At 38.4% G+C, this 20,517-nt stretch carries 33 protein-coding genes and 1 pseudogene; 2 read left to right on the plus strand and 32 right to left on the minus strand.

Features of this window, described 5'->3' with window-relative positions:
• Positions 1-89 precede the first annotated feature (89 nt).
• The 3 genes from J2Z81_RS16075 to J2Z81_RS09760 are packed head-to-tail and all read right to left on the minus strand — an operon-like array spanning position 90 to position 2,356.
• Positions 90-1,256, minus strand: coding sequence for a GNAT family N-acetyltransferase (locus J2Z81_RS16075; RefSeq protein WP_226371256.1), 1,167 nt, complete (start codon positions 1,254-1,256; stop codon positions 90-92).
• A 42-nt stretch (positions 1,257-1,298) separates the two neighbouring features.
• Positions 1,299-1,700, minus strand: coding sequence for a transcriptional regulator Spx (gene spx, locus J2Z81_RS09755; RefSeq protein ID WP_029268485.1), 402 nt, complete (start codon positions 1,698-1,700; stop codon positions 1,299-1,301).
• A 20-nt stretch (positions 1,701-1,720) separates the two neighbouring features.
• The gene (locus J2Z81_RS09760) at positions 1,721-2,356 is read right to left on the minus strand and encodes a TetR/AcrR family transcriptional regulator (protein WP_226371257.1); all 636 of its coding nucleotides are present in this window, start codon (positions 2,354-2,356) and stop codon (positions 1,721-1,723) included.
• 208 nt (positions 2,357-2,564) lie between these two features.
• On the opposite strand from J2Z81_RS09760, the gene J2Z81_RS09765 reads away from it, so the two are divergent.
• Together J2Z81_RS09765 and J2Z81_RS09770 are read left to right on the plus strand one after the other, a co-directional pair.
• Positions 2,565-2,837, plus strand: a complete 273-nt coding sequence (locus J2Z81_RS09765; RefSeq protein ID WP_029268481.1) for a hypothetical protein — start codon at positions 2,565-2,567, stop codon at positions 2,835-2,837.
• 940 nt (positions 2,838-3,777) lie between these two features.
• Positions 3,778-4,323 (plus strand): TetR/AcrR family transcriptional regulator, encoded by a 546-nt coding sequence (locus J2Z81_RS09770; protein ID WP_029268476.1) that lies wholly within the window; start codon positions 3,778-3,780, stop codon positions 4,321-4,323.
• An 839-nt stretch (positions 4,324-5,162) separates the two neighbouring features.
• Here the strand turns inward: J2Z81_RS09770 and rpsI are convergent.
• From rpsI to rpsC, 29 genes and pseudogenes are all read right to left on the minus strand, one after another.
• Entirely contained in the window at positions 5,163-5,555 is a 393-nt protein-coding gene (rpsI, locus tag J2Z81_RS09775) for a 30S ribosomal protein S9 (protein ID WP_029268431.1), read from the minus strand.
• An 18-nt stretch (positions 5,556-5,573) separates the two neighbouring features.
• Positions 5,574-6,011, minus strand: a complete 438-nt coding sequence (gene rplM / locus J2Z81_RS09780) for a 50S ribosomal protein L13 (RefSeq protein WP_029268429.1) — start codon at positions 6,009-6,011, stop codon at positions 5,574-5,576.
• 156 nt (positions 6,012-6,167) lie between these two features.
• Complete coding sequence (truA, locus tag J2Z81_RS09785; protein WP_029268428.1) at positions 6,168-6,917, minus strand: tRNA pseudouridine(38-40) synthase TruA; 750 nt, start codon at positions 6,915-6,917, stop codon at positions 6,168-6,170.
• Positions 6,918-6,934: 17 nt separating this feature from the next.
• Positions 6,935-7,732, minus strand: a complete 798-nt coding sequence (locus tag J2Z81_RS09790; protein WP_029268427.1) for an energy-coupling factor transporter transmembrane component T family protein — start codon at positions 7,730-7,732, stop codon at positions 6,935-6,937.
• Positions 7,729-8,598: an energy-coupling factor ABC transporter ATP-binding protein gene (locus J2Z81_RS09795; protein WP_029268424.1), complete on the minus strand. Its 870-nt coding sequence runs from the start codon at positions 8,596-8,598 to the stop codon at positions 7,729-7,731. Before J2Z81_RS09795 ends, J2Z81_RS09790 begins: the two co-directional genes overlap by 4 nt.
• Positions 8,574-9,413 carry an energy-coupling factor ABC transporter ATP-binding protein gene (locus tag J2Z81_RS09800; RefSeq protein WP_029268422.1) on the minus strand — a complete coding sequence of 280 codons (840 nt, stop codon included), beginning with the start codon at positions 9,411-9,413 and terminating at the stop codon, positions 8,574-8,576. The genes J2Z81_RS09795 and J2Z81_RS09800 overlap by 25 nt, the downstream gene beginning before the upstream one ends.
• Positions 9,414-9,634: 221 nt before the next feature.
• A complete protein-coding gene (gene rplQ / locus J2Z81_RS09805; RefSeq protein ID WP_029268420.1) occupies positions 9,635-9,988 on the minus strand; it encodes a 50S ribosomal protein L17 in 354 nt (117 codons plus the stop codon).
• 42 nt (positions 9,989-10,030) lie between these two features.
• Positions 10,031-10,975 (minus strand): DNA-directed RNA polymerase subunit alpha, encoded by a 945-nt coding sequence (locus J2Z81_RS09810; protein WP_226371258.1) that lies wholly within the window; start codon positions 10,973-10,975, stop codon positions 10,031-10,033.
• Positions 10,976-11,186: 211 nt separating this feature from the next.
• Positions 11,187-11,579: a 30S ribosomal protein S11 gene (rpsK, locus tag J2Z81_RS09815; protein ID WP_029267370.1), complete on the minus strand. Its 393-nt coding sequence runs from the start codon at positions 11,577-11,579 to the stop codon at positions 11,187-11,189.
• 27 nt (positions 11,580-11,606) lie between these two features.
• On the minus strand, positions 11,607-11,966 hold the full coding sequence (rpsM, locus tag J2Z81_RS09820; protein ID WP_029267371.1) for a 30S ribosomal protein S13: 360 nt from the start codon (positions 11,964-11,966) through the stop codon (positions 11,607-11,609).
• 22 nt (positions 11,967-11,988) lie between these two features.
• A complete protein-coding gene (gene rpmJ / locus J2Z81_RS09825) occupies positions 11,989-12,102 on the minus strand; it encodes a 50S ribosomal protein L36 (protein WP_029267374.1) in 114 nt (37 codons plus the stop codon).
• Between the two features lie 33 nt (positions 12,103-12,135).
• Positions 12,136-12,354, minus strand: a complete 219-nt coding sequence (infA, locus tag J2Z81_RS09830; protein WP_010095735.1) for a translation initiation factor IF-1 — start codon at positions 12,352-12,354, stop codon at positions 12,136-12,138.
• A complete protein-coding gene (locus J2Z81_RS09835) occupies positions 12,332-12,667 on the minus strand; it encodes a KOW domain-containing RNA-binding protein (RefSeq protein ID WP_029267380.1) in 336 nt (111 codons plus the stop codon). The genes infA and J2Z81_RS09835 overlap by 23 nt, the downstream gene beginning before the upstream one ends.
• A gap of 183 nt (positions 12,668-12,850) precedes the next feature.
• Positions 12,851-13,495 (minus strand): adenylate kinase, encoded by a 645-nt coding sequence (locus J2Z81_RS09840; RefSeq protein WP_029267382.1) that lies wholly within the window; start codon positions 13,493-13,495, stop codon positions 12,851-12,853.
• 34 nt (positions 13,496-13,529) lie between these two features.
• Positions 13,530-14,822, minus strand: coding sequence for a preprotein translocase subunit SecY (gene secY, locus J2Z81_RS09845; RefSeq protein WP_226371259.1), 1,293 nt, complete (start codon positions 14,820-14,822; stop codon positions 13,530-13,532).
• Complete coding sequence (gene rplO, locus J2Z81_RS09850) at positions 14,822-15,259, minus strand: 50S ribosomal protein L15 (RefSeq protein WP_029266950.1); 438 nt, start codon at positions 15,257-15,259, stop codon at positions 14,822-14,824. Before rplO ends, secY begins: the two co-directional genes overlap by 1 nt.
• A gap of 31 nt (positions 15,260-15,290) precedes the next feature.
• Positions 15,291-15,473 (minus strand): 50S ribosomal protein L30, encoded by a 183-nt coding sequence (rpmD, locus tag J2Z81_RS09855; RefSeq protein WP_029266949.1) that lies wholly within the window; start codon positions 15,471-15,473, stop codon positions 15,291-15,293.
• 13 nt (positions 15,474-15,486) lie between these two features.
• A complete protein-coding gene (gene rpsE, locus J2Z81_RS09860) occupies positions 15,487-15,990 on the minus strand; it encodes a 30S ribosomal protein S5 (RefSeq protein ID WP_029266948.1) in 504 nt (167 codons plus the stop codon).
• Positions 15,991-16,010: 20 nt separating this feature from the next.
• The gene (rplR, locus tag J2Z81_RS09865; protein ID WP_029266947.1) at positions 16,011-16,373 is read right to left on the minus strand and encodes a 50S ribosomal protein L18; all 363 of its coding nucleotides are present in this window, start codon (positions 16,371-16,373) and stop codon (positions 16,011-16,013) included.
• A 32-nt stretch (positions 16,374-16,405) separates the two neighbouring features.
• A complete protein-coding gene (rplF, locus tag J2Z81_RS09870; protein ID WP_029266945.1) occupies positions 16,406-16,942 on the minus strand; it encodes a 50S ribosomal protein L6 in 537 nt (178 codons plus the stop codon).
• 30 nt (positions 16,943-16,972) lie between these two features.
• Positions 16,973-17,371 carry a 30S ribosomal protein S8 gene (rpsH, locus tag J2Z81_RS09875; RefSeq protein WP_029266944.1) on the minus strand — a complete coding sequence of 133 codons (399 nt, stop codon included), beginning with the start codon at positions 17,369-17,371 and terminating at the stop codon, positions 16,973-16,975.
• A gap of 28 nt (positions 17,372-17,399) precedes the next feature.
• Positions 17,400-17,585, minus strand: coding sequence for a type Z 30S ribosomal protein S14 (locus J2Z81_RS09880; protein WP_029266942.1), 186 nt, complete (start codon positions 17,583-17,585; stop codon positions 17,400-17,402).
• A gap of 29 nt (positions 17,586-17,614) precedes the next feature.
• Positions 17,615-18,154 (minus strand): 50S ribosomal protein L5, encoded by a 540-nt coding sequence (rplE, locus tag J2Z81_RS09885; protein ID WP_029266940.1) that lies wholly within the window; start codon positions 18,152-18,154, stop codon positions 17,615-17,617.
• A 25-nt stretch (positions 18,155-18,179) separates the two neighbouring features.
• Positions 18,180-18,491 (minus strand): 50S ribosomal protein L24, encoded by a 312-nt coding sequence (gene rplX, locus J2Z81_RS09890; protein WP_029266936.1) that lies wholly within the window; start codon positions 18,489-18,491, stop codon positions 18,180-18,182.
• 37 nt (positions 18,492-18,528) lie between these two features.
• On the minus strand, positions 18,529-18,897 hold the full coding sequence (gene rplN, locus J2Z81_RS09895; RefSeq protein ID WP_029266935.1) for a 50S ribosomal protein L14: 369 nt from the start codon (positions 18,895-18,897) through the stop codon (positions 18,529-18,531).
• A gap of 43 nt (positions 18,898-18,940) precedes the next feature.
• Positions 18,941-19,204 (minus strand): 30S ribosomal protein S17, encoded by a 264-nt coding sequence (rpsQ, locus tag J2Z81_RS09900; protein ID WP_029266934.1) that lies wholly within the window; start codon positions 19,202-19,204, stop codon positions 18,941-18,943.
• A 23-nt stretch (positions 19,205-19,227) separates the two neighbouring features.
• A complete protein-coding gene (gene rpmC / locus J2Z81_RS09905) occupies positions 19,228-19,428 on the minus strand; it encodes a 50S ribosomal protein L29 (protein ID WP_029266933.1) in 201 nt (66 codons plus the stop codon).
• Positions 19,418-19,852 carry a 50S ribosomal protein L16 gene (rplP, locus tag J2Z81_RS09910; RefSeq protein WP_029266932.1) on the minus strand — a complete coding sequence of 145 codons (435 nt, stop codon included), beginning with the start codon at positions 19,850-19,852 and terminating at the stop codon, positions 19,418-19,420. The genes rpmC and rplP overlap by 11 nt, the downstream gene beginning before the upstream one ends.
• A gap of 6 nt (positions 19,853-19,858) precedes the next feature.
• Positions 19,859-20,514, minus strand: a pseudogene (gene rpsC, locus J2Z81_RS09915) (30S ribosomal protein S3); the annotation flags it as partial.
• Positions 20,515-20,517: the final 3 nt, after the last annotated feature.

The following is a 20,517-nucleotide window of genomic DNA, read 5'->3' on the forward strand; positions in this document are numbered from 1 at the left end:
ATGGACACCCTTGCTTTTGGCTATGTGCTTACCGCTACATGGTTGCACTCGGGACTTTCACCCGTTAGAGTTCGCCCATGCTGGGCGAACTAAAAGAAATCCGCAAAAAAAGTTTGCTGGTTTGGAATCATTTGTTCAAGCTCCGAGACTGAGCGTTCGTCTCCTTTTACTAATCCAACCTGATAAAGTTCGAATGGCCGCTTATAACCGAGAAACATCGAAGTAAGCATCTGGATGGTACAATGAACCCCGACTTTGGCATCTGTCTGATTCACATGAATACGTTCGATGTTTCCCTCTCTATCCAACTGATATGTGCCACTGTTCTGCTGAAAAAACGAATCTTCAACATGTAAAACCAAGTTATCGTCACTTAATTTATTTTCAAATGGGTATTTTTTTAAAAAAGTTAATACATCAACAATTCGCGCCATAAAATAAGGTATTATCCTCTGTTCAAACCTCGGTTCATCTACCAAAAGAGATAAATGATCACTTTCAGGTGCAACCATATCAATCTTCTCAACCATCGAATCATGATTAGTGATGAACTGTAGCAACAACTTCCAACCATTTATTGATGTGTAAGCAATTTCCGATACACTGAATGTATTATTTTTCACACGATAAATAACATAACCTTCCGCATGATTTTTTTCATTATACGCTACCGCAATATGTTGGTCATCTTTTAATACACGCTGTTCCCACCATTTTTCATCCCGAATTAAAGTTCCACTAAATTTTTTAGCATACGAGCTATAGATTTTATGTAGGAGAGGAATATCTCTATGTATTCGCCTTACATATCCCGCTGGATTCCAACTCCCTCTTAATTTTTCTATAGGAATGGAATAATGCTTTTCAGTAAAGGTAAGTTCCCACCCAAACTTACGATAGAAAGGAACGGAAAATGGATGCAGGAAGGATAATGTTTGTCCATTCTTTTTCATCTGTTCAAGTCCATGATAAAGAAGATCTTTAACTAATCCTTTTCTTCGGTGTTCCGGCCATGTAGCTACAGAACTAATGCCACCCATTGCGAATTCTCTCTCATGAATATAACAGGACAGTGGGACGATATGCATTTTGGCAGCAAGCTGTTCATCAACCATCCAACCCCATATCGCATGACGATTTGCCTCTTCTTCTTTTTTAGCTAAAGCCGCTTCTGATAATTCATATTGAAAGGCAAATTGGGATAAGGCAAAAATATCTCCGTAATCCGCTTTCGTTAGCTGTCTTATTTGCTGCACTACGCACTTCCTCCTCTACTCAATATTACAATATTTATTTTATCAAATAGCTGCTCCAGGAGTGACCGCAGTATTTAATAATTGTTTACGGGTTTTCCTTGGAAGAAATCGGCGGATGCTATCCTCTTGAAAACCAACTTGGAGTCTTTTTTCGTCCATAATAATCGGGCGTCGCAACATTTTGGGATTTGCAGAAATAAGTTCCATTAACTGCTTTAGAGAAATAGTATCTAGATCTATCTGAAGGTCTTGGAAAACCATTGATCTTGTGGATATAATTTCATCTGTTCCCATTTCAGTCATATAGAGAATATGCTTAATTTCCTCAAGCGTTAATGGATTTTTATCTATGTTTTTTTCGACAAAAGGAATATTATGCTGTGTTAGCCATGATTTAGCTTTTCTGGATGAAGTACAAGTTCCTGTGTAAATGGTTGTTGTCATGTCAAACACTCCTATAATGCTTATTCTATAAAATAAGATGATTTATCTTTATAAAGACCATTTTTAAGCAAATTAATTTCTAACTCATATTTCTCAATCGCCTTTTCAAACGAAATCTCCTTTGCAAAGTTTTGAATGAGATTTTGAACCGTAACGATTTTTAAAATTTGCATTACGTGCGGTAATTCATATTCATTTTCAATGTTAAGCTTTTCCTTGTCTAAAATAGCATTGATACTAGTCAAATCATCTTCTCGTTTATTTTCATGAAACATTTTATAAAAGATGATTTCTATTTCATGATTCATATTTAAAAAAGTGTGCTTAAAAAAATTACGATTTTCGGGGTTTTTAAAGTCGTATAGCAAATGTTTAAATACTTCTAGAAATGCTTTAAACAGATCCCCTTTATTTTGCCTTAAAATGGCAATAAATTTTTTATTCATATCTTCTGTCCGCTTCTCTAACAGATAAAAAAAGACATCCTCCTTGCCCTCAAAATATTGATAAAAGCTACCTCTGGGTATTTTTGCAACTTTAACGATATTAGATATAGAAGCTTCAAATAAGGGGACTCTAGAAAATTCCTTTTTAGCTGCATCGATTAATGTACCTTTTTTTTCCTCTGGTAAATTATAAAAAGTGTGCTTTGGCAACTTGTCTCCCCCATTTTTGGATGGTGACACATTGTCACGTATAAGTATAATTTTACACTACGTCAAAACACTACGCTTGTCAATTGAAAATGACATATTGTCACCTATTTGTTAAAAGGCAAGTAAACCAAGTGATACATATTACGTTCATTTCAAGGAACAATATACAGAGGCATTCTTTATAAAAAAGAAAAGGAGGGTAAATACGGTGGAGCAAAACTTACATCAACAACTACAACAAGCAAGTAAACAAATAAAAGAAGCTCGAGCAGCTGTTTCCCGGGCACAGGGGTCACATACGCAGCTCTTGGAACAAGCCCATGAACAATTACAGCAAGCAGAACAAGAATTAGAAAATGCTCAAAGTCAATCTGGTACAGAAGCAACAGAAAATCCTCAATTTCAGCAAGCCTATGAACAATTGCATGATTTACGTCAGCAAGTACAAGAAGCAAGACAAAATAACCATGATATTTTGTAAAGGAGGGGGTACAATATGTATCCCTTTTTCATTTATGAAGCAAATGTCCTCCAAAAAGAAAAAGAAGACCAGCTATCATTAATAAAGACTTAAAATATTTGATTTTTCCTAGCTTTAAGTGGATCGTTTGAACCCATCTTTCTATAGGATAAAAGAATTCCCTTTTTCCAATTAAAAGAATTATTCCAGCAATAAATAAAAACACACCGATTATGATAAAAGTAAATGTATATATATATATAAACAAAGACGATATCTTTCAACGTAACAAACTGATTATTTACGTTATACCCAGAAACTTCCTCCCCAACATCAGTTGAAAGGATCGTTTTTTTATTCACGCTATGTCGATGGAAATTCAAATCATCATCTCTTGTTATTACAGACAGATAGCAGCACCTACAAACCCCCAAAACTTTTTCATTATCATTCACACACCTAAGGTTTTATGCATCTTTCTATTACAATATCACGCTATGCAAAATAAATATTCCCAATTTCCTTCTTTTTGGGCAAATCACTATTTCATGAAGCTGTTATTCATTATTTAGAAAAGGATCCGGAGGAAATGTCTCTTTGGCCATCTTCTACGAAGCGTAAAACCTGGAAATTAGATAAATATAGAGCGAAGATATTAGAGTGGTTAAGAGAACTTCCTGATTTGTTCATGCATTTGGTAGAAAGCCAAGGGAAATAGTTTATCTATTATCTTACATTTATCAATTTTCTGCACGATACATTTTATAAAACTCATAACCCACTCATTGTGATACAATATGATTGAAAGGAAGGCATACTTGTTCAGCAGTCCTAATTCATTCATTAAAAGAAGACAAGAAACCTTGTAAGAAATAATATGAACAATGAGGAAAAAGCCTCTTTTTAAAAACTGTCTGGACGGTATAATAAGAGTGGAAGATTATTCGAAAGGAATATGTTTATGTCTAAAAATGACACGCGTTCTAAAATTCTCAAGGCGGCGGCATATATCGTACAATCAGATGGCATATTGAGCTTAACACTCGAAGCTGCAGCAAAGCAAGCCGGTGTGAGTAAGGGAGGACTATTATATCATTTTCCGTCCAAAGATGCCTTAGTCGCCGGTATGGTACAACATCCCATGCAAAATTATATAGATAATATCGAAAAGAATGTTGATCAGGATACATTACAGCATGGGAGAGGAAGATGGACACGTTCGTTCATCAAAGGAACATTCGAGCAAAGCAATCCCGATAAACATATGGACGCTGGGTTAATGGCAGCGGCCACAATCAATCGAGATTTATTGAAGCCTGTTCAAGATGCTTATGAACAATGGCAGGATCATATTGACAACGATGGCCTTGATCCCATTAACGCCACTATTTTAAGACTGGCCGTGGATGGTCTTTGGTTTTCCGAAATTTTTGAGTTGGCCCCATTAGAAGATGATCGCCGCCAACGTGTTCTAGAAAGACTCATCCAGTTAACGAAGGAAGAATGAACATTTGAGCGGCAAGTTGAATAAAAACAATCGTTAGGTCTCTCTAGCCAATCTCATCCCTTGGTGGAATTTTAAGGACGAATACGCCAAGACCATGAAACCATCCTTGCGCGGCCAGCATGCCTTTAGTGTACGTATAGCGCCTGGGTACTTTGTACATTCAATAGAAGAAAGACCTAAATGACCGCCAAAGGATGGCGAAATGTCTTCAGGGAACAATGATACTCTATTACATAACGAGAAGCCCTCTAATAAAAGCAAGATGCTTCTTGATGCGACCTGCACACCGGCCGATTTTTCCTACCCAATCAATGAGGCGTACGAAAAATTGGGACACATCATTGATATACTACATGCGCCGTATCGCGGGAAGAAAAAGAGAACTCCTCACACGTACTGATATGCTCCTTCTCAGTAGACAGATATAAAAAATCTGTTTACTGAGAAGGAGCATCTTTATGTCTGAAAGAAGTTAGAGTATCCGGAAAAAAATTGAATGTCATCAATGACTATCAAAGCGGGATTCACCCCATTCCAGGGAGTTGCTATCGATATGACGTAAGCGAGGAGATAATCTAAACACGCCATGGTATTCAAGGAAAATCTGATCTACAGCTGCTTGAAATTGAAGCTTGATGTCAACATTGCTGTCTTGTTATGCACTGTGCTGTTCAGACATTGCTTGCGTAATTTAAAAGATGACAGTAGCAGTTACAAGTACATCCCGTGGTAGTACTTAGAGTATATTACGCGTGAATTTTCACCTGTTTTTAAAGCACCGCATATACAGTAAAATCCCCCAACCATAAGTGGTTGAGGGATTTGAAAAACTTGATTTCTTAACGTTTTGAGAACTGTGGAGCACGACGAGCTGATTTAAGACCGTATTTCTTACGTTCAGTCATACGTGCATCACGTGTTAAGTATCCTTCGCGTTTTAACGTAGAGCGGTATTCAGGATCCGCTTCTAGAAGCGCACGAGCGATACCATGACGGATTGCACCAGCTTGGCCAGTGAAACCTCCACCATGAACATTAACTAATACATCATATGTGCCTTCTGTTTCTGTAGCAACAAGCGGCTGATTCATGATTAATAGTTGTGTTTCATATGGGAAATAGTCTTTTGCTTCACGTTTATTAATAACTACACGGCCATTTCCTGGAACTAAACGTACACGTGCAGTTGATTTTTTTCGACGGCCAGTGCCGTAATATTGTACTTGTGCCATTGGTTTTACCTCCTTTTATTATCCACGAAGCTCGTAAACTTCAGGTTTTTGTGCATGATTTTTGTGTTCAGATCCTCTATATACGTGTAATTTTTTACCCATTTTACGGCCTAATGGACCTTTAGGAAGCATTCCTTTAACCGTTATCTCAAGCATTTGCTCAGGGTATTTTGTACGCATTTCATTCGCATTGCGTTCTTTTAAACCGCCGATAAAGTTTGAATGACGATAGTACATTTTATCATTAAGTTTATTACCAGTTAGTTCAATTTTTTCAGCATTAATGATGATTACATGATCACCAGTATCAGCATGTGGTGTGTAAGTAGGTTTATGCTTACCGCGAAGAATCGAAGCAACCTCACTTGCTAGTCGGCCTAATCTTTGACCTTCAGCATCCACAACAAGCCATTTGCGTTCAATATTGTTTTCATTCGCCATGAAAGTTGTGCGCATGATTGATTTCCCTCCATATTTCATTCGTTCATTTGTTGTTATTCCTATATTTCAACACAATTAGTTTCCGGGGCTAATCATGGTTTAGAAATAAATTGCCATAGATCATAATATACCAAATTAGGGCTATTTGTCAAGTTTCCTCGTGCATTTCAACTATTTTAATGAATATTTTACATCCCATAAATATAAGCCTTGTGGTGGTACTGTTTTCCCCACAAGTCTTCGATCTTTTTTTGCAAATAGGTCATGTACCTCTGATGCATTCCTTTTTCCTTGCCCAACATCTAATAGGAAGCCAACCATGATACGTACCATATTATACAAAAATCCATCCCCGCGAATGATGAATTCTATTTCATTCCCATTCTGGTTGCATGTTACTTCATAGAGTATTCGTTCTTTGCTTCCTTTTACTGTTGCTTTTGCAGAGGAAAATGCAGTGAAGTCATGCTTCCCTTCAAAGTATTTACAAGCCTCTTTTATTGCTTCCATGTTTAGGGGACATTTAAAGAGATAAAAATAATTCCGTTTAAAAACATCGGTCCCCTCTTCATTCCATACATAATAGCGGTATTCCTTTTCAATCGCATCGAATCGTGCATGGAAAGAACTTGGTACTTTTCTTGTCTCATGTACATATATATCGCATGGTAGTAGTGTATTTAAAGCTTTCTTCCAATTATGCTCCGGAATCTCGTACGGGCTTTCAAAGTGAAATGTCTGACTTTTAGCATGTACACCTGCATCCGTACGTCCTGAGGCTTGAATCCGAATATGTTCTCCTTTGTGTACTTTCATTAAAGCCTTCTCCAGTTCACCCTGCACCGTGCGTATTTTTGGCTGTGATTGAAAGCCAGAAAAATCTGTACCATCATAACTTATCGTACATTTCACCTTTTCCATAGCCATCCACCTGTTTATCAATTTCTAGTATACAACAAGAGAGCAATAACAATTGCAAATAAGATATAGACAAAGATATCACGTTTTTCAATCTTTAATGCACGTAACTTTGTACGCCCTTCCCCACCATGATAGCCACGCGCTTCCATTGCCATTGCTAAATCTTCCGCACGCTTAAACGCACTGACAAACAGTGGAACTAGTAATGGAACGATTGCTTTAGCACGTTCTTTAATCGGTCCTGTTTTAAAATCAACCCCTCGCGAAGCTTGAGCTTTAGAGATCTTTTCTGTTTCTTGCATCAGCGTTGGTATAAAGCGAAGCGAGATCGACATCATTAACGCAAGCTCGTGAACAGGAAATTTGATTTTTTTTAGCGGCTCCAGCATATCTTCAATGGCATCTGTAATTTCAATAGGCGTGGTAGTTAACGTTAAAAGAGAAGTTACAAGAATCAGCAAGAAAAAACGCATAGCGATAGCGAAACCTTGAATGACACCACCGGAATATACTTTAAATGTATATATTTCAAACAATACCGTTCCTTCTCTTGTCACAAACAAGTGTAATATAAATGTAAATATAATTAAAAACCAAACGGGAGTTAATCCTTTTACAATATAATGAATGGGGATTCTTGTTATAAACATACTCAGCAGTGCAAATACAATTAATACACCATAGCTTCCAACTGAATTAGCAAGAAAAACAATAATAACAAAGAAAAATATAATAGTCATTTTTGTTCTTGGGTCTAACCGATGGACGATCGAAGAACCCGGTACGTATTGTCCGATAATAAAGGAATTACTCACTTCGAAGCATCCCCTTTCACAACGTTGCGAATCGATTTGGCTATATCTACAATCGATTGCCGCATAAAGGGAATTGGTTGATTGAACTTCTTTTCAAATTGATCTAAAAATTGTATGACCTCAGGAACATCAAGCTGCACGCGATGGAGTGCTTCCTTTTGAATGAATACTTCCTCCGGACGGCCTTCCATATACTTCGTACCTTTATTTAAGATAATGACATGATCTGCATATTTTAGTGCATCTTCCATACTATGTGTAACCAAAATCGTTGTTAAATTCTGCTGCTTGTGCATACTATAAAACATATGCATGATTTCTTTTTGTCCACGTGGGTCTAATCCTGCAGTGGGCTCGTCCAAAACAAGCACGTCTGGTCTAACTGCTAACACCCCTGCAATAGCCACTCTCCGCATTTGCCCACCACTAAGGTCAAATGGGGAGCGTTTTAGGAAATCAGATGAAAGACCAACAAGGGGAACGATTTCATGAATTCGCCTTTTGATTTCCTCTGCATCTACATGAAAGTTTGTAGGCCCAAAGGCAATATCTTTTTCCACGGTCTCCTCAAACAGTTGATGTTCTGGATACTGAAAAACCACTCCAATGCGGCTTCGTAGTTCTTTCATATTTTTGGGTTTTTTATCCTTTGTCAGAAGAAAGTCTCCTACCCTTACTTCTCCCTCACTCGGAACAACAAGCCCATTTAAATGTTGAATTAGCGTTGATTTGCCAGAGCCGGTATGACCGATAATCGCTACAAATGAACCCGAAGGAATATGGAAGGATAAATCATCGATCGCTTTATGGGCAAAAGGTGAATTTTGCTGGTAAATATAATTTACGTTTTTAAATGTAATGTCCATAAATCCTCCAGTAATTCCTCGTGGTTTAAAGGTTCATGTGAAATAGCTATTCCAGCATGTTTTAATTCATCTGCTAGAATGCCGATAAAAGGTACATCTAATCCAATTTTTCTCAACGCATCCTTTTTCCCAAAAATATCACGCGGTTTTGCTTCTTCCCAAATCTCTCCGGCATTCATTACAATAACACGGTCTGCTTGTACCACCTCTTGCAAATCATGCGTAATCGTAATTAATGATAACTTTTGACTTGTTTGCACATTGGAGACTGTTTGCATAATTTCTTTGCGACCTTTAGGATCGAGCATCGCAGTCGCCTCATCTAAAATTAAAACCTGAGGAAAAATAGCTAGTACGCTCGCAATGGCTACTCGCTGTTTTTGTCCTCCTGATAGACGATGTGGCTCGGTAAATCGGTAATCTTGCATATTAACAGCCGCTAGCGTGTGATCAATTCGGCGAATCATCTCATCTCTGGGAATGCCTCGGTTTTCCATCCCAAAGGCAACATCATCCTGTACAGTTGTCCCAACAAATTGATTATCGGGATTTTGAAAAACCATTCCGACATCTTTGCGAATATCCCATATGTTGGCCTCATTCACCTGTTTTCCATTAATAATGATTTCGCCCTCTTGTGGAAATAATAATCCATTCATTAGTTTTGCAATGGTAGATTTACCTGAACCATTATGCCCAATGATTGCCAACCACTCATTTTCAAAGATTTCAAATGAACAGTTTTTTAGCACCCAAGGTTGCTCTTCACCATATCGAAAAGACACATCTTTAAATTCTACTAATTTACTAGACATTTTCGGATCCCCCTATTAGATGTTGTGCACCTTGGAAAAACAGATATATTACCTAAGTGTATTGGCATGTTAACGTAGTAATTTAATATTAATGAAACTATTTGAGTGGACATATGGTGATACCCCGACACTTTTTTACTAGTAGAAATACTAATAAAAAAAGGGCCTGGATTCACCTCGTGGAAGAGATTCTGTCCTGCCCTTGACGCGCACAAGTATCATTAAACTAGTTCAATGATTGCCATTGCCGCTCCATCACCTTGGCGATCACCTAGTTTAAGAACACGTGTATATCCACCTTGTCTGTCCTCATAGCGTGCAGCAACGTCATCAAAAAGTTTTTGAATAACATTATTGTTTTCATCCGCTTCTTGGTTATATAGGAAAGCTGACGCTTGGCGACGTGCATGAAGATCTCCACGTTTTCCTAGCGTAATCATTTTATCAACGATAGATTTAAGTTCTTTCGCTTTTGCTTCTGTTGTCTCAATTCGCTCATGAATGATTAAGTCAGACGCAAGGTTGCGAAGTAGTGCCATACGATCTTCTGTTCTACGGCCTAATTTTCTAGCCATGGACTATCCCTCCCTTTCTTGATGCTTGGGCGATTGTAATCATTAGTCGTCGTTTCGTAAACTTAAACCGAGGTTATCTAGTTTAGCTTTAACTTCTTCTAATGATTTACGACCTAAGTTACGTACTTTCATCATATCTTCTTCAGATTTATTAGAAAGTTCCTGAACCGTATTAATGCCAGCACGCTTCAAACAATTATAGGATCTGACTGATAGATCTAATTCTTCAATTGTCATTTCCATTACTTTTTCTTTTTGATCTTCTTCTTTTTCTACCATGATTTCCACGTTTTGTGCTTCATCCGTTAAACCAACAAAAATATTAAGGTGTTCCGTGAAAACCTTTGCCGCTAGAGAAACAGCCTCCTCTGGGCGTATGCTTCCATTGGTCCAAACATCTAATGTTAATTTATCAAAATTAGCAATTTGTCCTACCCGAGTATCTTCTACCTGATAAGTAGCACGTGATACAGGTGTAAAAATAGAATCAACTGGAATTACACCGATTGGCTGCTCATCATGCTTGTTTTCTTCAGCTGGACGATAGCCACGACCACGTTCTGCAGTGATTTTCATATACAAGCTACCTTTACTATTCAGTGTAGCAATTGGTAGTTCTGGATTTAATACTTCTACATCACTATCATATGTTAAATCTGCAGCCGTAACTTTACCTTCTCCTTGTACATCAATTTCTAGTGTTTTTGTTTCATCAGAATAAATTTTAAGGGCTAGCTTTTTTAAATTTAAAATAATCGTAGTGACATCTTCCATGACCCCTTCGATTGTTGAAAATTCATGTAATGCCCCATCAATTTGAACTGATGTAACAGCTGCGCCTGGAAGTGAGGATAGAAGGATACGACGCAAGGAGTTTCCTAGAGTAGTACCATATCCACGTTCAAGCGGTTCGACGACGAACTTACCAAATGTAGCATCATCGCTGATCTCTACCGTTTCAATTTTTGGTTTTTCAATTTCGATCATTCAACAAAACCCTCCTTTAAAACGTCGAAACCCCGGTTAGACCTCTGTCTAACCGAAATTCCTCAAATAGGCAGTTGGCGTTTCTGCTCTATCGTATTTCTTTCGTACTCTGCCATACTAAATGTTGAGTTAATAGAAAAAATATATTTTTCTTAGACTTTTAGCCATCATAACCCATTATAGACAGGGTGACAAATTCTATACAGTTTTTTTATACACGACGACGTTTTGGTGGGCGACAACCATTATGAGGGACTGGAGTCACATCACGAATTGCAGTAACTTCTAATCCAGCTGCTTGCAGTGAACGAATAGCAGCTTCACGACCAGCACCAGGCCCTTTAACAGTAACTTCTAATGTTTTCATACCAACTTCTGTCGCTGCTTTAGCTGCTGTTTCTGCAGCCATTTGAGCAGCAAAAGGTGTTGATTTTTTAGATCCTTTAAAACCAAGTGCACCTGCTGAGCTCCAGCCAATTACATTACCCTGATTATCTGTAATAGATACAATTGTATTGTTAAATGTAGAACGAATGTGTCCTATGCCGGATTCTACCTGCTTTTTCACTTTACGCTTACGTGTGTTTGTATTTTTACGAACCATTAATTAGCTTACCTCCTTACTTTATTTTTATTTGTTAGAAGCCGCATGACGTGGGCCTTTACGAGTACGTGAGTTGTTTTTAGTCTTTTGCCCGCGAACTGGAAGTCCACGGCGATGACGAAGGCCTCTGTAAGATCCGATTTCAGTCAAACGTTTGATGTTTAAAGATGTTTCACGTCGTAAGTCACCTTCTACAGTGTAACTTTCAATTGCTTTACGGATGCTACCCAATTCATCTTCCGTAAGATCGCGTACACGAGTGTTTTCTGAAACGCCTGCTTCTTTAAGGACTTTCTGTGCAGTGGTTTTTCCAACTCCAAAAATATAAGTTAAAGAAATCACTATACGTTTATCACGCGGAATATCAATACCTGCAATACGTGCCATATGCATTAGCACCTCCTTGTTATTAACCTTGTTTTTGCTTGTGTTTCGGGTTTTCGCAAATCACCATTACTTTGCCTTTGCGTTTAATAATTTTACATTTTTCACAAATTGGTTTTACAGATGCTCTTACTTTCATCATCTTTACCTCCTTTTATATCGGAGCTCATGCTTATTTATAACGGTACGTAATTCGTCCTCTAGTCAAATCATACGGAGAAAGTTCAACCGTTACCTTATCGCCTGGCAGAATGCGGATAAAGTGCATACGAATTTTACCAGACACATGTGCCAAGACCGTATGCCCATTTTCAAGCTCTACATTAAACATTGCGTTAGGCAATGTTTCCGTTACGGTTCCTTCAACTTCAATTACATCGTCTTTCGCCATCGTGTTGATCTCCCTTCTTTAAATCAGTCACAACCTCATCAATAAACTTAGCTATGGCAAATCGTAATTTCCCATTTGTGACACGACCAGTTTCTAGAAGGCTTTTTCGGACTTCCGGAGAAATGAAATTCGTTATCTCAATATGATTGACATTCTTTTTTTTAGGCCGATCATATTTTCGTTTTTCTCCGTCTGCCAGCAAGACAAATCGATCTTCGCTCACTTCAATAACGACCGCATATTGACCTGCTTCACGTCCCTGTACTATACGAACAACTTGACCTATCCGCGGAATCGAATCAGTTTCGCTCAACAACGATCACCTTCACTTAGGCTCTAATTTATTATCCCTTGAAAAAGGTTTTAATAGTTACCACATGCAGTGTCACTTTTTATTTAATCAACCATGTTCTACTTACATTTTCCGTAACATACATTATAACTTTCAATATAGAGAAATGCATCTATTCCGGATTAGTAAATATAGTTAAATGGTCTATTTTTCAATTCTATTTTGTATATCTTGAAATACTTGATCAATATCTTGATCACCATTAATCGTTACAAGCAACTCTTTTTCCTGATAAAAATCCAGTAAAGGTTTTGTCTGTTTGATATTTACTGCTAAACGATTTTTCACAGTTTCCGCCTGGTCGTCTTCACGTTGAATTAATGTTGATCCGTCTTTATCACATATTCCCTCTTTTTCAGGAGGATTATACATTACATGATAAGTTGCTCCGCATGTTGGACAAACTCTTCGACCAGTTAGGCGCTCCACTAAATTTTCTTCAGGTACATCCACATGCAGGACATAATTAATTGATTCATTCATATTTTTTAATAGTGTTTGCAATGCGTCTGCTTGGGCGATGGTTCTAGGAAATCCATCCAGTAAAAAACCATTTTTACAGTCCTCTTTTTGCAAACGTTCTTCAACGATACCTATTGTCACTTCGTCCGGAACGAGTTCGCCCTGATCCATATAAGCTTTTGCTTTTTTTCCTAAATCTGTTTCTTCTTTAATTGCTAAACGGAACATATCCCCTGTTGAAATGTGCGGGATATTATATTTTTCATTAATTTTTTCAGCCTGTGTACCTTTTCCGGCACCAGGAAGCCCCATTAAGATTAAATTCAAGTTTTCTCCCCTCGCTCTCATAGGCAGCAAGGTTTTACTTAATAAATCCTTTGTAGTGCCGCTTTACTAATTGACTCTCTAGTTGTTTCATGGTTTGTAATGCTACACCAACAACGATTAGTAAACTTGTGCCGCCGATTTGTACTGCGCTAGGTAGATTTGCAAGCCCACCTAATGCGATAGGTAGCACAGAAACAGCTGCTAAGAAAATTGATCCTACAAATGTTAGACGATACATTACGCGTGTAAGGTAAGTTTCTGTGTTTTTTCCAGGTCGGATCCCCGGAATATATCCACCCTGCTTTTGTAAGTTTTCAGCCATTTGTTCTGGATTCACTTGAACAAAAGTATAAAAATAAGTGAAGGCAATAATTAAAACTACATATAATACCATACCAATAGGTTGGGTATAGTCAAAGATCATTTCGATTGTAGAAGCAACTTTACTCCCTTCAAAGAAACTAGCTACCGTACGAGGTGCTATAATAAATGCAATAGCAAAAATAACTGGAATAACTCCTGCAGCATTTACTTTAAGAGGTAAATGTGTTGAGTGTCCCCCGACAGGCGACCGATTCACAAGTTTTTTTGCATATTGTATTGGGATTTTCCGTAGAGCTTGTTGGATAAAAATAACACCAACAACTACTGCAACTACAACTAATGCAATAAGTGATACAATCACGATATTAATAAACAGCTCATCGCCAGGATTGATAAAATACTGACTGTATAATTGTTTTACACCATTTGGCACTGCTGCAACGATCCCTGCAAAAATTAAAATTGAAATACCGTTGCCTACGCCATTGGCTGTAATTTGTTCGCCTAACCACATTAAAAATGCTGTTCCGCTTGTTAGTACGATAGCTATAACCAAGAATTTGGTAATGCTAGGATCGGCAATCAATAAACCGCCAGCCATAGCATTAAAGCCAATAGACATAGCAATTGCCTGGATAAATGCAAGAATGATTGTACCGTACCGGGTAACTTGAGCTAGTTTTTTCCTGCCCATTTCCCCTTGCTTTTTCCATTCCGCAAATTTAGGTACAACATCCATTTGCAATAATTGTATGATAATCGAGGCAGTAATGTAAGGCATAATTCCCATTGCAAAAATGGAAAAGTTCTGTAATGCCCCACCTCCAAATGTATTTAGGAACCCAAAAACGTTTTGTTGGTTCATAAAGTCGATGGCCTGTTTATTAGTGAATGGCACTGGAATAAATGTGCCTAGACGGAAAACGATCAACATTAATAGGGTAAAAATAATTTTCCGCCTAATGTCACCTACGCGCATAAAATTGGAGATTGTGCGGAACATTAGATCACCTCTGTTTTACCGCCCGCTGCTTCTATTGCTTCTTTAGCTGAAGCAGAGAATTTATTTGCTTTCACAGTAAATTTTTTCTCAACAGAACCGTTTCCTAGCACCTTAATACCGGCCTTTTGGTTCTTTATGACACCTTCATTTAGCAACAACTCAGGTGTGATTTCTGTACCTTCATCAAAGCGATTTAGCGCATCTAGATTAACAATGGCAAATTCTTTACGATGAATGTTTGTAAATCCTCGTTTAGGCATACGTTGGAATAGTGGTAGTTGACCACCTTCAAATCCCACACGTGTACCGCCACCTGAACGTGCCTTTTGTCCTTTATGTCCCCTACCTGATGTTTTACCATTTCCAGATGACATACCACGACCAACACGGTTGCGCTGTTTGCGTCCTTCTACTGATTTCAATTCATGTAGTTTCATGCGAGCACCTCCTCTTTACGCTTTATCAAAACTAAATTTCTTTTACCGTTACCATATGAGAAATTTTATTCAACATCCCGCGGACTGCAGGGGAATCTTCTCGTACAACGATATCATTTACTTTTTTAAGTCCTAGTGTTTGAGCAGTTTTTATTTGCCCTTCTTTTTTGCCAATAACACTGCGCTTGAGGGTGATTTCTAATTTTTTAGACATAATATATCCCTCCTTATCCTAACAGTTCTTCTACGGACTTCCCGCGTAATTTAGCTACGTCTTCTGCGCGCTTTAAGTTAGTAAGACCATTTAATGTTGCGCGAATCATATTAATTGGTGTGTTAGCTCCAAGTGATTTCGTTAAAATGTCACCAACTCCAGCAAGCTCAAGCACTGCACGAACTGGTCCCCCTGAAATAACACCTGTACCTTCTGCAGCAGGCTTCATTAACACGTTACCTGAACCGAATCGGCCATGAATTTCATGTGGTATTGTTGTTCCTACGATTGGTACTTCAATTAAGTTTTTCTTTGCATCATCAACAGCCTTTTTAATAGCCTCTGGTACTTCCAAAGCTTTACCTGTACCAAAACCTACATGGCCATTTTTATCACCGACTACTACTAATGCAGCAAAACGGAAACGACGTCCACCCTTAACAACCTTAGCTACCCGGTTGATCGTAACTACACGTTCTTCAATATCTAGTTTATTCGGATCAATGTTTGTATGCATCTATGTCCCTCCTTTATCAATTAAAATTCAAGACCTGCCTCACGAGCAGCATCTGCGATTGCCTTTACACGTCCATGATATAGATAGCCTCCACGATCAAACACAACTGTTTTATAACCTTTATCTTGGGCACGTTTTGCAATCAATTCACCGACTTGTTTAGCAGCCTCTACATTACCTGTGTTCTTATTACTGAATTCCTTATCCATTGTAGATGCACTTACTAATGTTGCTCCATTGATATCATCAATTAATTGCGCATAAACGTTTTTATTTGAACGATATACATTTAAACGAGGTCGTTCAGCCGTACCATAAAGATTTTTACGGACACGAGCGTGTCTTCTTTTACGCACGGAATTTCTATCAGGCTTTGTGATCATTTAGGTCACTCCTTTCCGCTTCCTAACTAGTCTTACTTAGCAGTTTTACCTTCTTTTTGGCGTACATTTTCACCCATGTAACGAATACCTTTTCCTTTATAAGGTTCCGGTGAGCGAATGGCTCTAATGTTAGCAGCAACAGCGCCAACTAATTCTTTATCAATACCCTTAACAACAATTTGTGTGTTTTTAGGTACTTCTATTTCAATGCCCTCTGGTTGCTCTATTTCAACCGGATGAGAATAACCTGCATTTATTGTAGTTTTATTACCTTGTTTTTGCGCTCGGTAACCAACACCAATAATTTCAAGCTGTTTTTCAAAGCCTTTATGAACACCTTCGATCATGTTATTGATGAGGCTTCGTGTTGTTCCGTGCAATGCACGGTGTGCTTTATGGTCACTAGGGCGCTCAAATGTAATTGTGTTATCTTCAACATTGATTTTAATATCCTGGTGCAGTGTTCTTGTTAACTCCCCCTTAGGGCCCTTAACAGTAACAGTGTTATCATCGAACTTTACTTCTACACCTTCTGGGATTTGAATCGGATTAAGTCCTATACGAGACATTCCATGCACCTCCTGTCTTTAAAATGTTAATTACCAAACATACGCTAGCACTTCGCCACCAACAGCTTGCGAACGTGCTTCTTTATCGGATAACACACCTTTTGAAGTCGATACAATAGCTGTTCCTAAGCCATTAAGTACTCGTGGTACTTCATTTGCTTTGGCATAAACACGTAGTCCTGGCTTACTAATACGCTTAACTCCCGTAATTACGCGCTCTTCGTTTGCACCGTATTTAAGGAAAATGCGCAGAACACCTTGCTTATTATCTTCAATGAATTCATAATCACGCACAAAACCTTCACGTTTAAGAATATCAGCGATCTCCTTCTTCATCTTAGAAGCCGGAAGTTCTAATTTTTCATGGCGCACCATGTTAGCATTACGAATACGAGTTAGCATATCTGCGATTGGATCTGTCATTACCATTACTCATTACCTCCTTCCCTTACGGGGTTTACCAGCTTGCTTTTTTGACACCAGGAATTTGACCTTTATGGGCAAGTTCGCGGAAACAAATACGGCATAGTTTAAATTTGCGAATTACAGAATGTGGACGGCCACATCGCTCACAACGTGTATATTCACGTACTCGATACTTTTGTGGGCGTTTTTGTTTTGCAATCATTGCTTTTTTAGCCACGATTTTCCCTCCTTGTATTAGCTCTAAGCTTATTTTTGGAAAGGCATGCCCAGCTGAGCTAAAAGTTCACGCGCTTCTTCGTCTGTATTGGAAGTTGTTACAATTACAATATCCATACCACGCACTTTATTTACTTTATCATAGTTAATTTCAGGGAAAATTAACTGTTCTTTTACACCCAATGTATAATTACCACGGCCATCAAATGCCTTTTTAGAAATACCACGGAAGTCACGAACACGTGGAAGTGACACTGAAATAAGCTTTTGTAGGAATTCATACATACGCTCACCACGTAGTGTTACTTTTGCACCAATAGGCATTCCTTCACGCAGGCGGAAGCCAGCAATTGATTTTTTCGCACGTGTGATCATTGGTTTTTGACCAGAAATTAATGCAAGCTCTTCTACTGCATTATCTAGTACTTTTGAGTTTTGAACAGCATCCCCAACACCCATGTTAATAATTATTTTCTCTATTGCTGGGACCTGCATAACCGATTTATAATTAAATTTATTCATCAAAGATGGTGTGATTTCATCTTGGTATTTTTGTTTAAGTTGATTCATCATGTCGCCCTCCTTTCGCATGAAACTATTTATCTAACGCTTCACCGGATTTTTTAGCGATACGGACCTTCTTACCATTTTGCACTTCATATCCAACTCGAGTTGGTTCGCCAGATTTCGGATCAATTGGCATTACGTTAGAAACGTGAATTGGTGCTTCTTGGTTAAGAATTCCACCTTGTGGATTATCCTGAGAAGGTTTAGCGTGTTTTTTTGTCATGTTAATACCCTCAACTAGAACACGTTCTTTTTTTGGGTATGCTTCGAGAATAGTCCCTTCTTTTCCACGGTCTTTACCGGATAACACTTTTACTTTATCACCTTTTTTTACATGCATGCTTAACGCACCTCCTTACAAGGCTTTTCATTACGGCTTATAATACTTCTGGTGCTAGAGATACGATTTTCATGAATTTTGCATCACGTAATTCACGTGCAACTGGTCCGAAGATACGAGTACCTCTTGGACTTTTGTCATCACGAACGATTACCGCAGCATTTTCATCAAAACGAATATAAGAACCATCTTTTCGGCGTGCACCAGTTTTGGATCGTACAATAACAGCTTTTACAACTTCACCTTTTTTGACAACGCCTCCTGGTGTTGCATGTTTTACAGTACATACAATTACATCGCCAATGTTAGCAGTTTTACGACCTGAGCCACCTAGCACTTTAATTGCTTGTAATACACGTGCACCAGAGTTATCTGCCACTTTTAAACTAGTTTCTTGTTGAATCATACCGCTGTGACCTCCCTTCGGCTACATTCCGAGCGAACTTTATTTATATAATTACCGCTTCTTTAACGATTTCGACTAAACGGAAACGCTTTGTTGCAGATAGCGGACGAGTTTCCATAATGCGAACGATGTCACCTGTTTTAGCTTGATTATTTTCATCATGCGTTTTGAATTTCTTGGAATACTTAACACGCTTACCGTATAATTTGTGGAACTTGTAAGTTTCAACTAAAACGGTAATTGTTTTATCCATTTTATCCGATACAACACGACCAGTGTATACTTTACGATTATTACGTTCACTCATTTGAGGCTAGCCTCCTCTCTAGATTAGTTATTTACACTAACTTCACGCTGACGTACAACTGTTTTCATACGGGCAATTGATTTTCTCACTTGACGAATCCGTGCTGTGTTTTCCAGTTGTCCTGTTGCAAGTTGGAAGCGTAAGTTAAATAACTCTTCTTTTAATGATTTCACTTTTTGTTCAATTTCGGCAGTGGTTAATTCTCTAATTTCATTAGCCTTCATTGCTTTCACCACCAATTTCTTCGCGTTTTACAAATTTAGTTTTTATCGGTAGTTTATGAGAAGCAAGACGCAACGCTTCACGTGCAACTTCTTCTGATACACCAGCGATTTCAAACAAGATTTTTCCTGGTTTTACTACTGCAACCCATCCTTCTGGAGCACCTTTACCGGAACCCATACGAACTTCGAGGGGTTTTGCAGTGTATGGTTTGTCTGGGAATATTTTAATCCAAACTTTACCGCCACGTTTCATATAACGAGTCATTGCAATACGAGCAGCCTCAATTTGACGGCTTGTAATCCATGTAGCTTCAGTAGCTTGCAGTCCGTATTCACCGAATGCTACTGTCGTTCCACCTTTTGCACGGCCTTTCATACGACCACGATGTTGTTTGCGATATTTAACACGTTTAGGCATTAACATAATGCATCTGCCCCCTTCCTTTAGTTTTTGTTTTTAGTTGGAAGGACCTCTCCACGATAAATCCACACTTTGACACCTAGCTTACCATAAGTAGTATCAGCTTCCGCATGAGCATAATCAATGTCAGCACGAAGTGTGTGTAGTGGTACAGTTCCTTCACTGTAATGTTCCGCACGAGCGATATCTGCTCCACCTAGACGTCCGGATACTTGAGTTTTGATTCCTTTTGCCCCTCCACGCATTGCACGTTGGATTGCTTGCTTTTGAGCACGACGGAATGAAATACGGTTTTCTAGTTGACGAGCAATATTTTCTGCAACTAACTGTGCGTTAAGATCAACTTTTTTAATTTCAACAATATTTATGTGAACACGCTTGCCTGTTAGACTGTTTAAAGATTTACGTAGCGCTTCTACTTCAGAACCGCCTTTCCCAATAACCATACCAGGTTTTCCAGTGTGAATTGTAATATTCACGCGATTTGCCGCACGTTCAATTTCAATAGATGAAACTGCAGCAGTGCTAAGACGATTTTCAAGATATTCTCTTATTTTGATATCTTCATGCAATAGATCTGCATAATCTTTGCCTGCATACCATTTGGACTCCCAGTCACGAATAATACCGACACGAAGACCGGTTGGATTTATTTTTTGACCCACTAA

The sequence above is a fragment of the Virgibacillus alimentarius genome (genome assembly GCF_017874635.1).
GTDB classification, from domain to species: Bacteria; Bacillota; Bacilli; order Bacillales; family Amphibacillaceae; genus Virgibacillus_B; species Virgibacillus_B alimentarius.

Excerpts from the sequence above, each read along its gene's own strand:
- spx (WP_029268485.1), bottom strand. The coding sequence starts at position 1,700 with ATGACAACAACCATTTACACAGGAACTTGTACTTCATCCAGAAAAGCT.
- J2Z81_RS09770 (WP_029268476.1), top strand. The coding sequence starts at position 3,778 with ATGTCTAAAAATGACACGCGTTCTAAAATTCTCAAGGCGGCGGCATAT.
- rpsI (WP_029268431.1), bottom strand. The coding sequence starts at position 5,555 with ATGGCACAAGTACAATATTACGGCACTGGCCGTCGAAAAAAATCAACT.
- rplM (WP_029268429.1), bottom strand. The coding sequence starts at position 6,011 with ATGCGCACAACTTTCATGGCGAATGAAAACAATATTGAACGCAAATGG.
- truA (WP_029268428.1), bottom strand. The coding sequence starts at position 6,917 with ATGGAAAAGGTGAAATGTACGATAAGTTATGATGGTACAGATTTTTCT.
- J2Z81_RS09795 (WP_029268424.1), bottom strand. The coding sequence starts at position 8,598 with ATGGACATTACATTTAAAAACGTAAATTATATTTACCAGCAAAATTCA.
- J2Z81_RS09800 (WP_029268422.1), bottom strand. The coding sequence starts at position 9,413 with ATGTCTAGTAAATTAGTAGAATTTAAAGATGTGTCTTTTCGATATGGT.
- rplQ (WP_029268420.1), bottom strand. The coding sequence starts at position 9,988 with ATGGCTAGAAAATTAGGCCGTAGAACAGAAGATCGTATGGCACTACTT.
- J2Z81_RS09810 (WP_226371258.1), bottom strand. The coding sequence starts at position 10,975 with ATGATCGAAATTGAAAAACCAAAAATTGAAACGGTAGAGATCAGCGAT.
- rpsK (WP_029267370.1), bottom strand. The coding sequence starts at position 11,579 with ATGGTTCGTAAAAATACAAACACACGTAAGCGTAAAGTGAAAAAGCAG.
- rpsM (WP_029267371.1), bottom strand. The coding sequence starts at position 11,966 with ATGGCACGTATTGCAGGTATTGATATTCCGCGTGATAAACGTATAGTG.
- rpmJ (WP_029267374.1), bottom strand. The coding sequence starts at position 12,102 with ATGAAAGTAAGAGCATCTGTAAAACCAATTTGTGAAAAATGTAAAATT.
- infA (WP_010095735.1), bottom strand. The coding sequence starts at position 12,354 with ATGGCGAAAGACGATGTAATTGAAGTTGAAGGAACCGTAACGGAAACA.
- secY (WP_226371259.1), bottom strand. The coding sequence starts at position 14,822 with ATGTTCCGCACAATCTCCAATTTTATGCGCGTAGGTGACATTAGGCGG.
- rplO (WP_029266950.1), bottom strand. The coding sequence starts at position 15,259 with ATGAAACTACATGAATTGAAATCAGTAGAAGGACGCAAACAGCGCAAC.
- rpmD (WP_029266949.1), bottom strand. The coding sequence starts at position 15,473 with ATGTCTAAAAAATTAGAAATCACCCTCAAGCGCAGTGTTATTGGCAAA.
- rpsE (WP_029266948.1), bottom strand. The coding sequence starts at position 15,990 with ATGCATACAAACATTGATCCGAATAAACTAGATATTGAAGAACGTGTA.
- rplR (WP_029266947.1), bottom strand. The coding sequence starts at position 16,373 with ATGATCACAAAGCCTGATAGAAATTCCGTGCGTAAAAGAAGACACGCT.
- rplF (WP_029266945.1), bottom strand. The coding sequence starts at position 16,942 with ATGTCTCGTATAGGACTTAATCCGATTCAAATCCCAGAAGGTGTAGAA.
- rpsH (WP_029266944.1), bottom strand. The coding sequence starts at position 17,371 with ATGGTAATGACAGATCCAATCGCAGATATGCTAACTCGTATTCGTAAT.
- rplE (WP_029266940.1), bottom strand. The coding sequence starts at position 18,154 with ATGAATCAACTTAAACAAAAATACCAAGATGAAATCACACCATCTTTG.
- rplX (WP_029266936.1), bottom strand. The coding sequence starts at position 18,491 with ATGCATGTAAAAAAAGGTGATAAAGTAAAAGTGTTATCCGGTAAAGAC.
- rplN (WP_029266935.1), bottom strand. The coding sequence starts at position 18,897 with ATGATTCAACAAGAAACTAGTTTAAAAGTGGCAGATAACTCTGGTGCA.
- rpsQ (WP_029266934.1), bottom strand. The coding sequence starts at position 19,204 with ATGAGTGAACGTAATAATCGTAAAGTATACACTGGTCGTGTTGTATCG.
- rpmC (WP_029266933.1), bottom strand. The coding sequence starts at position 19,428 with ATGAAGGCTAATGAAATTAGAGAATTAACCACTGCCGAAATTGAACAA.
- rplP (WP_029266932.1), bottom strand. The coding sequence starts at position 19,852 with ATGTTAATGCCTAAACGTGTTAAATATCGCAAACAACATCGTGGTCGT.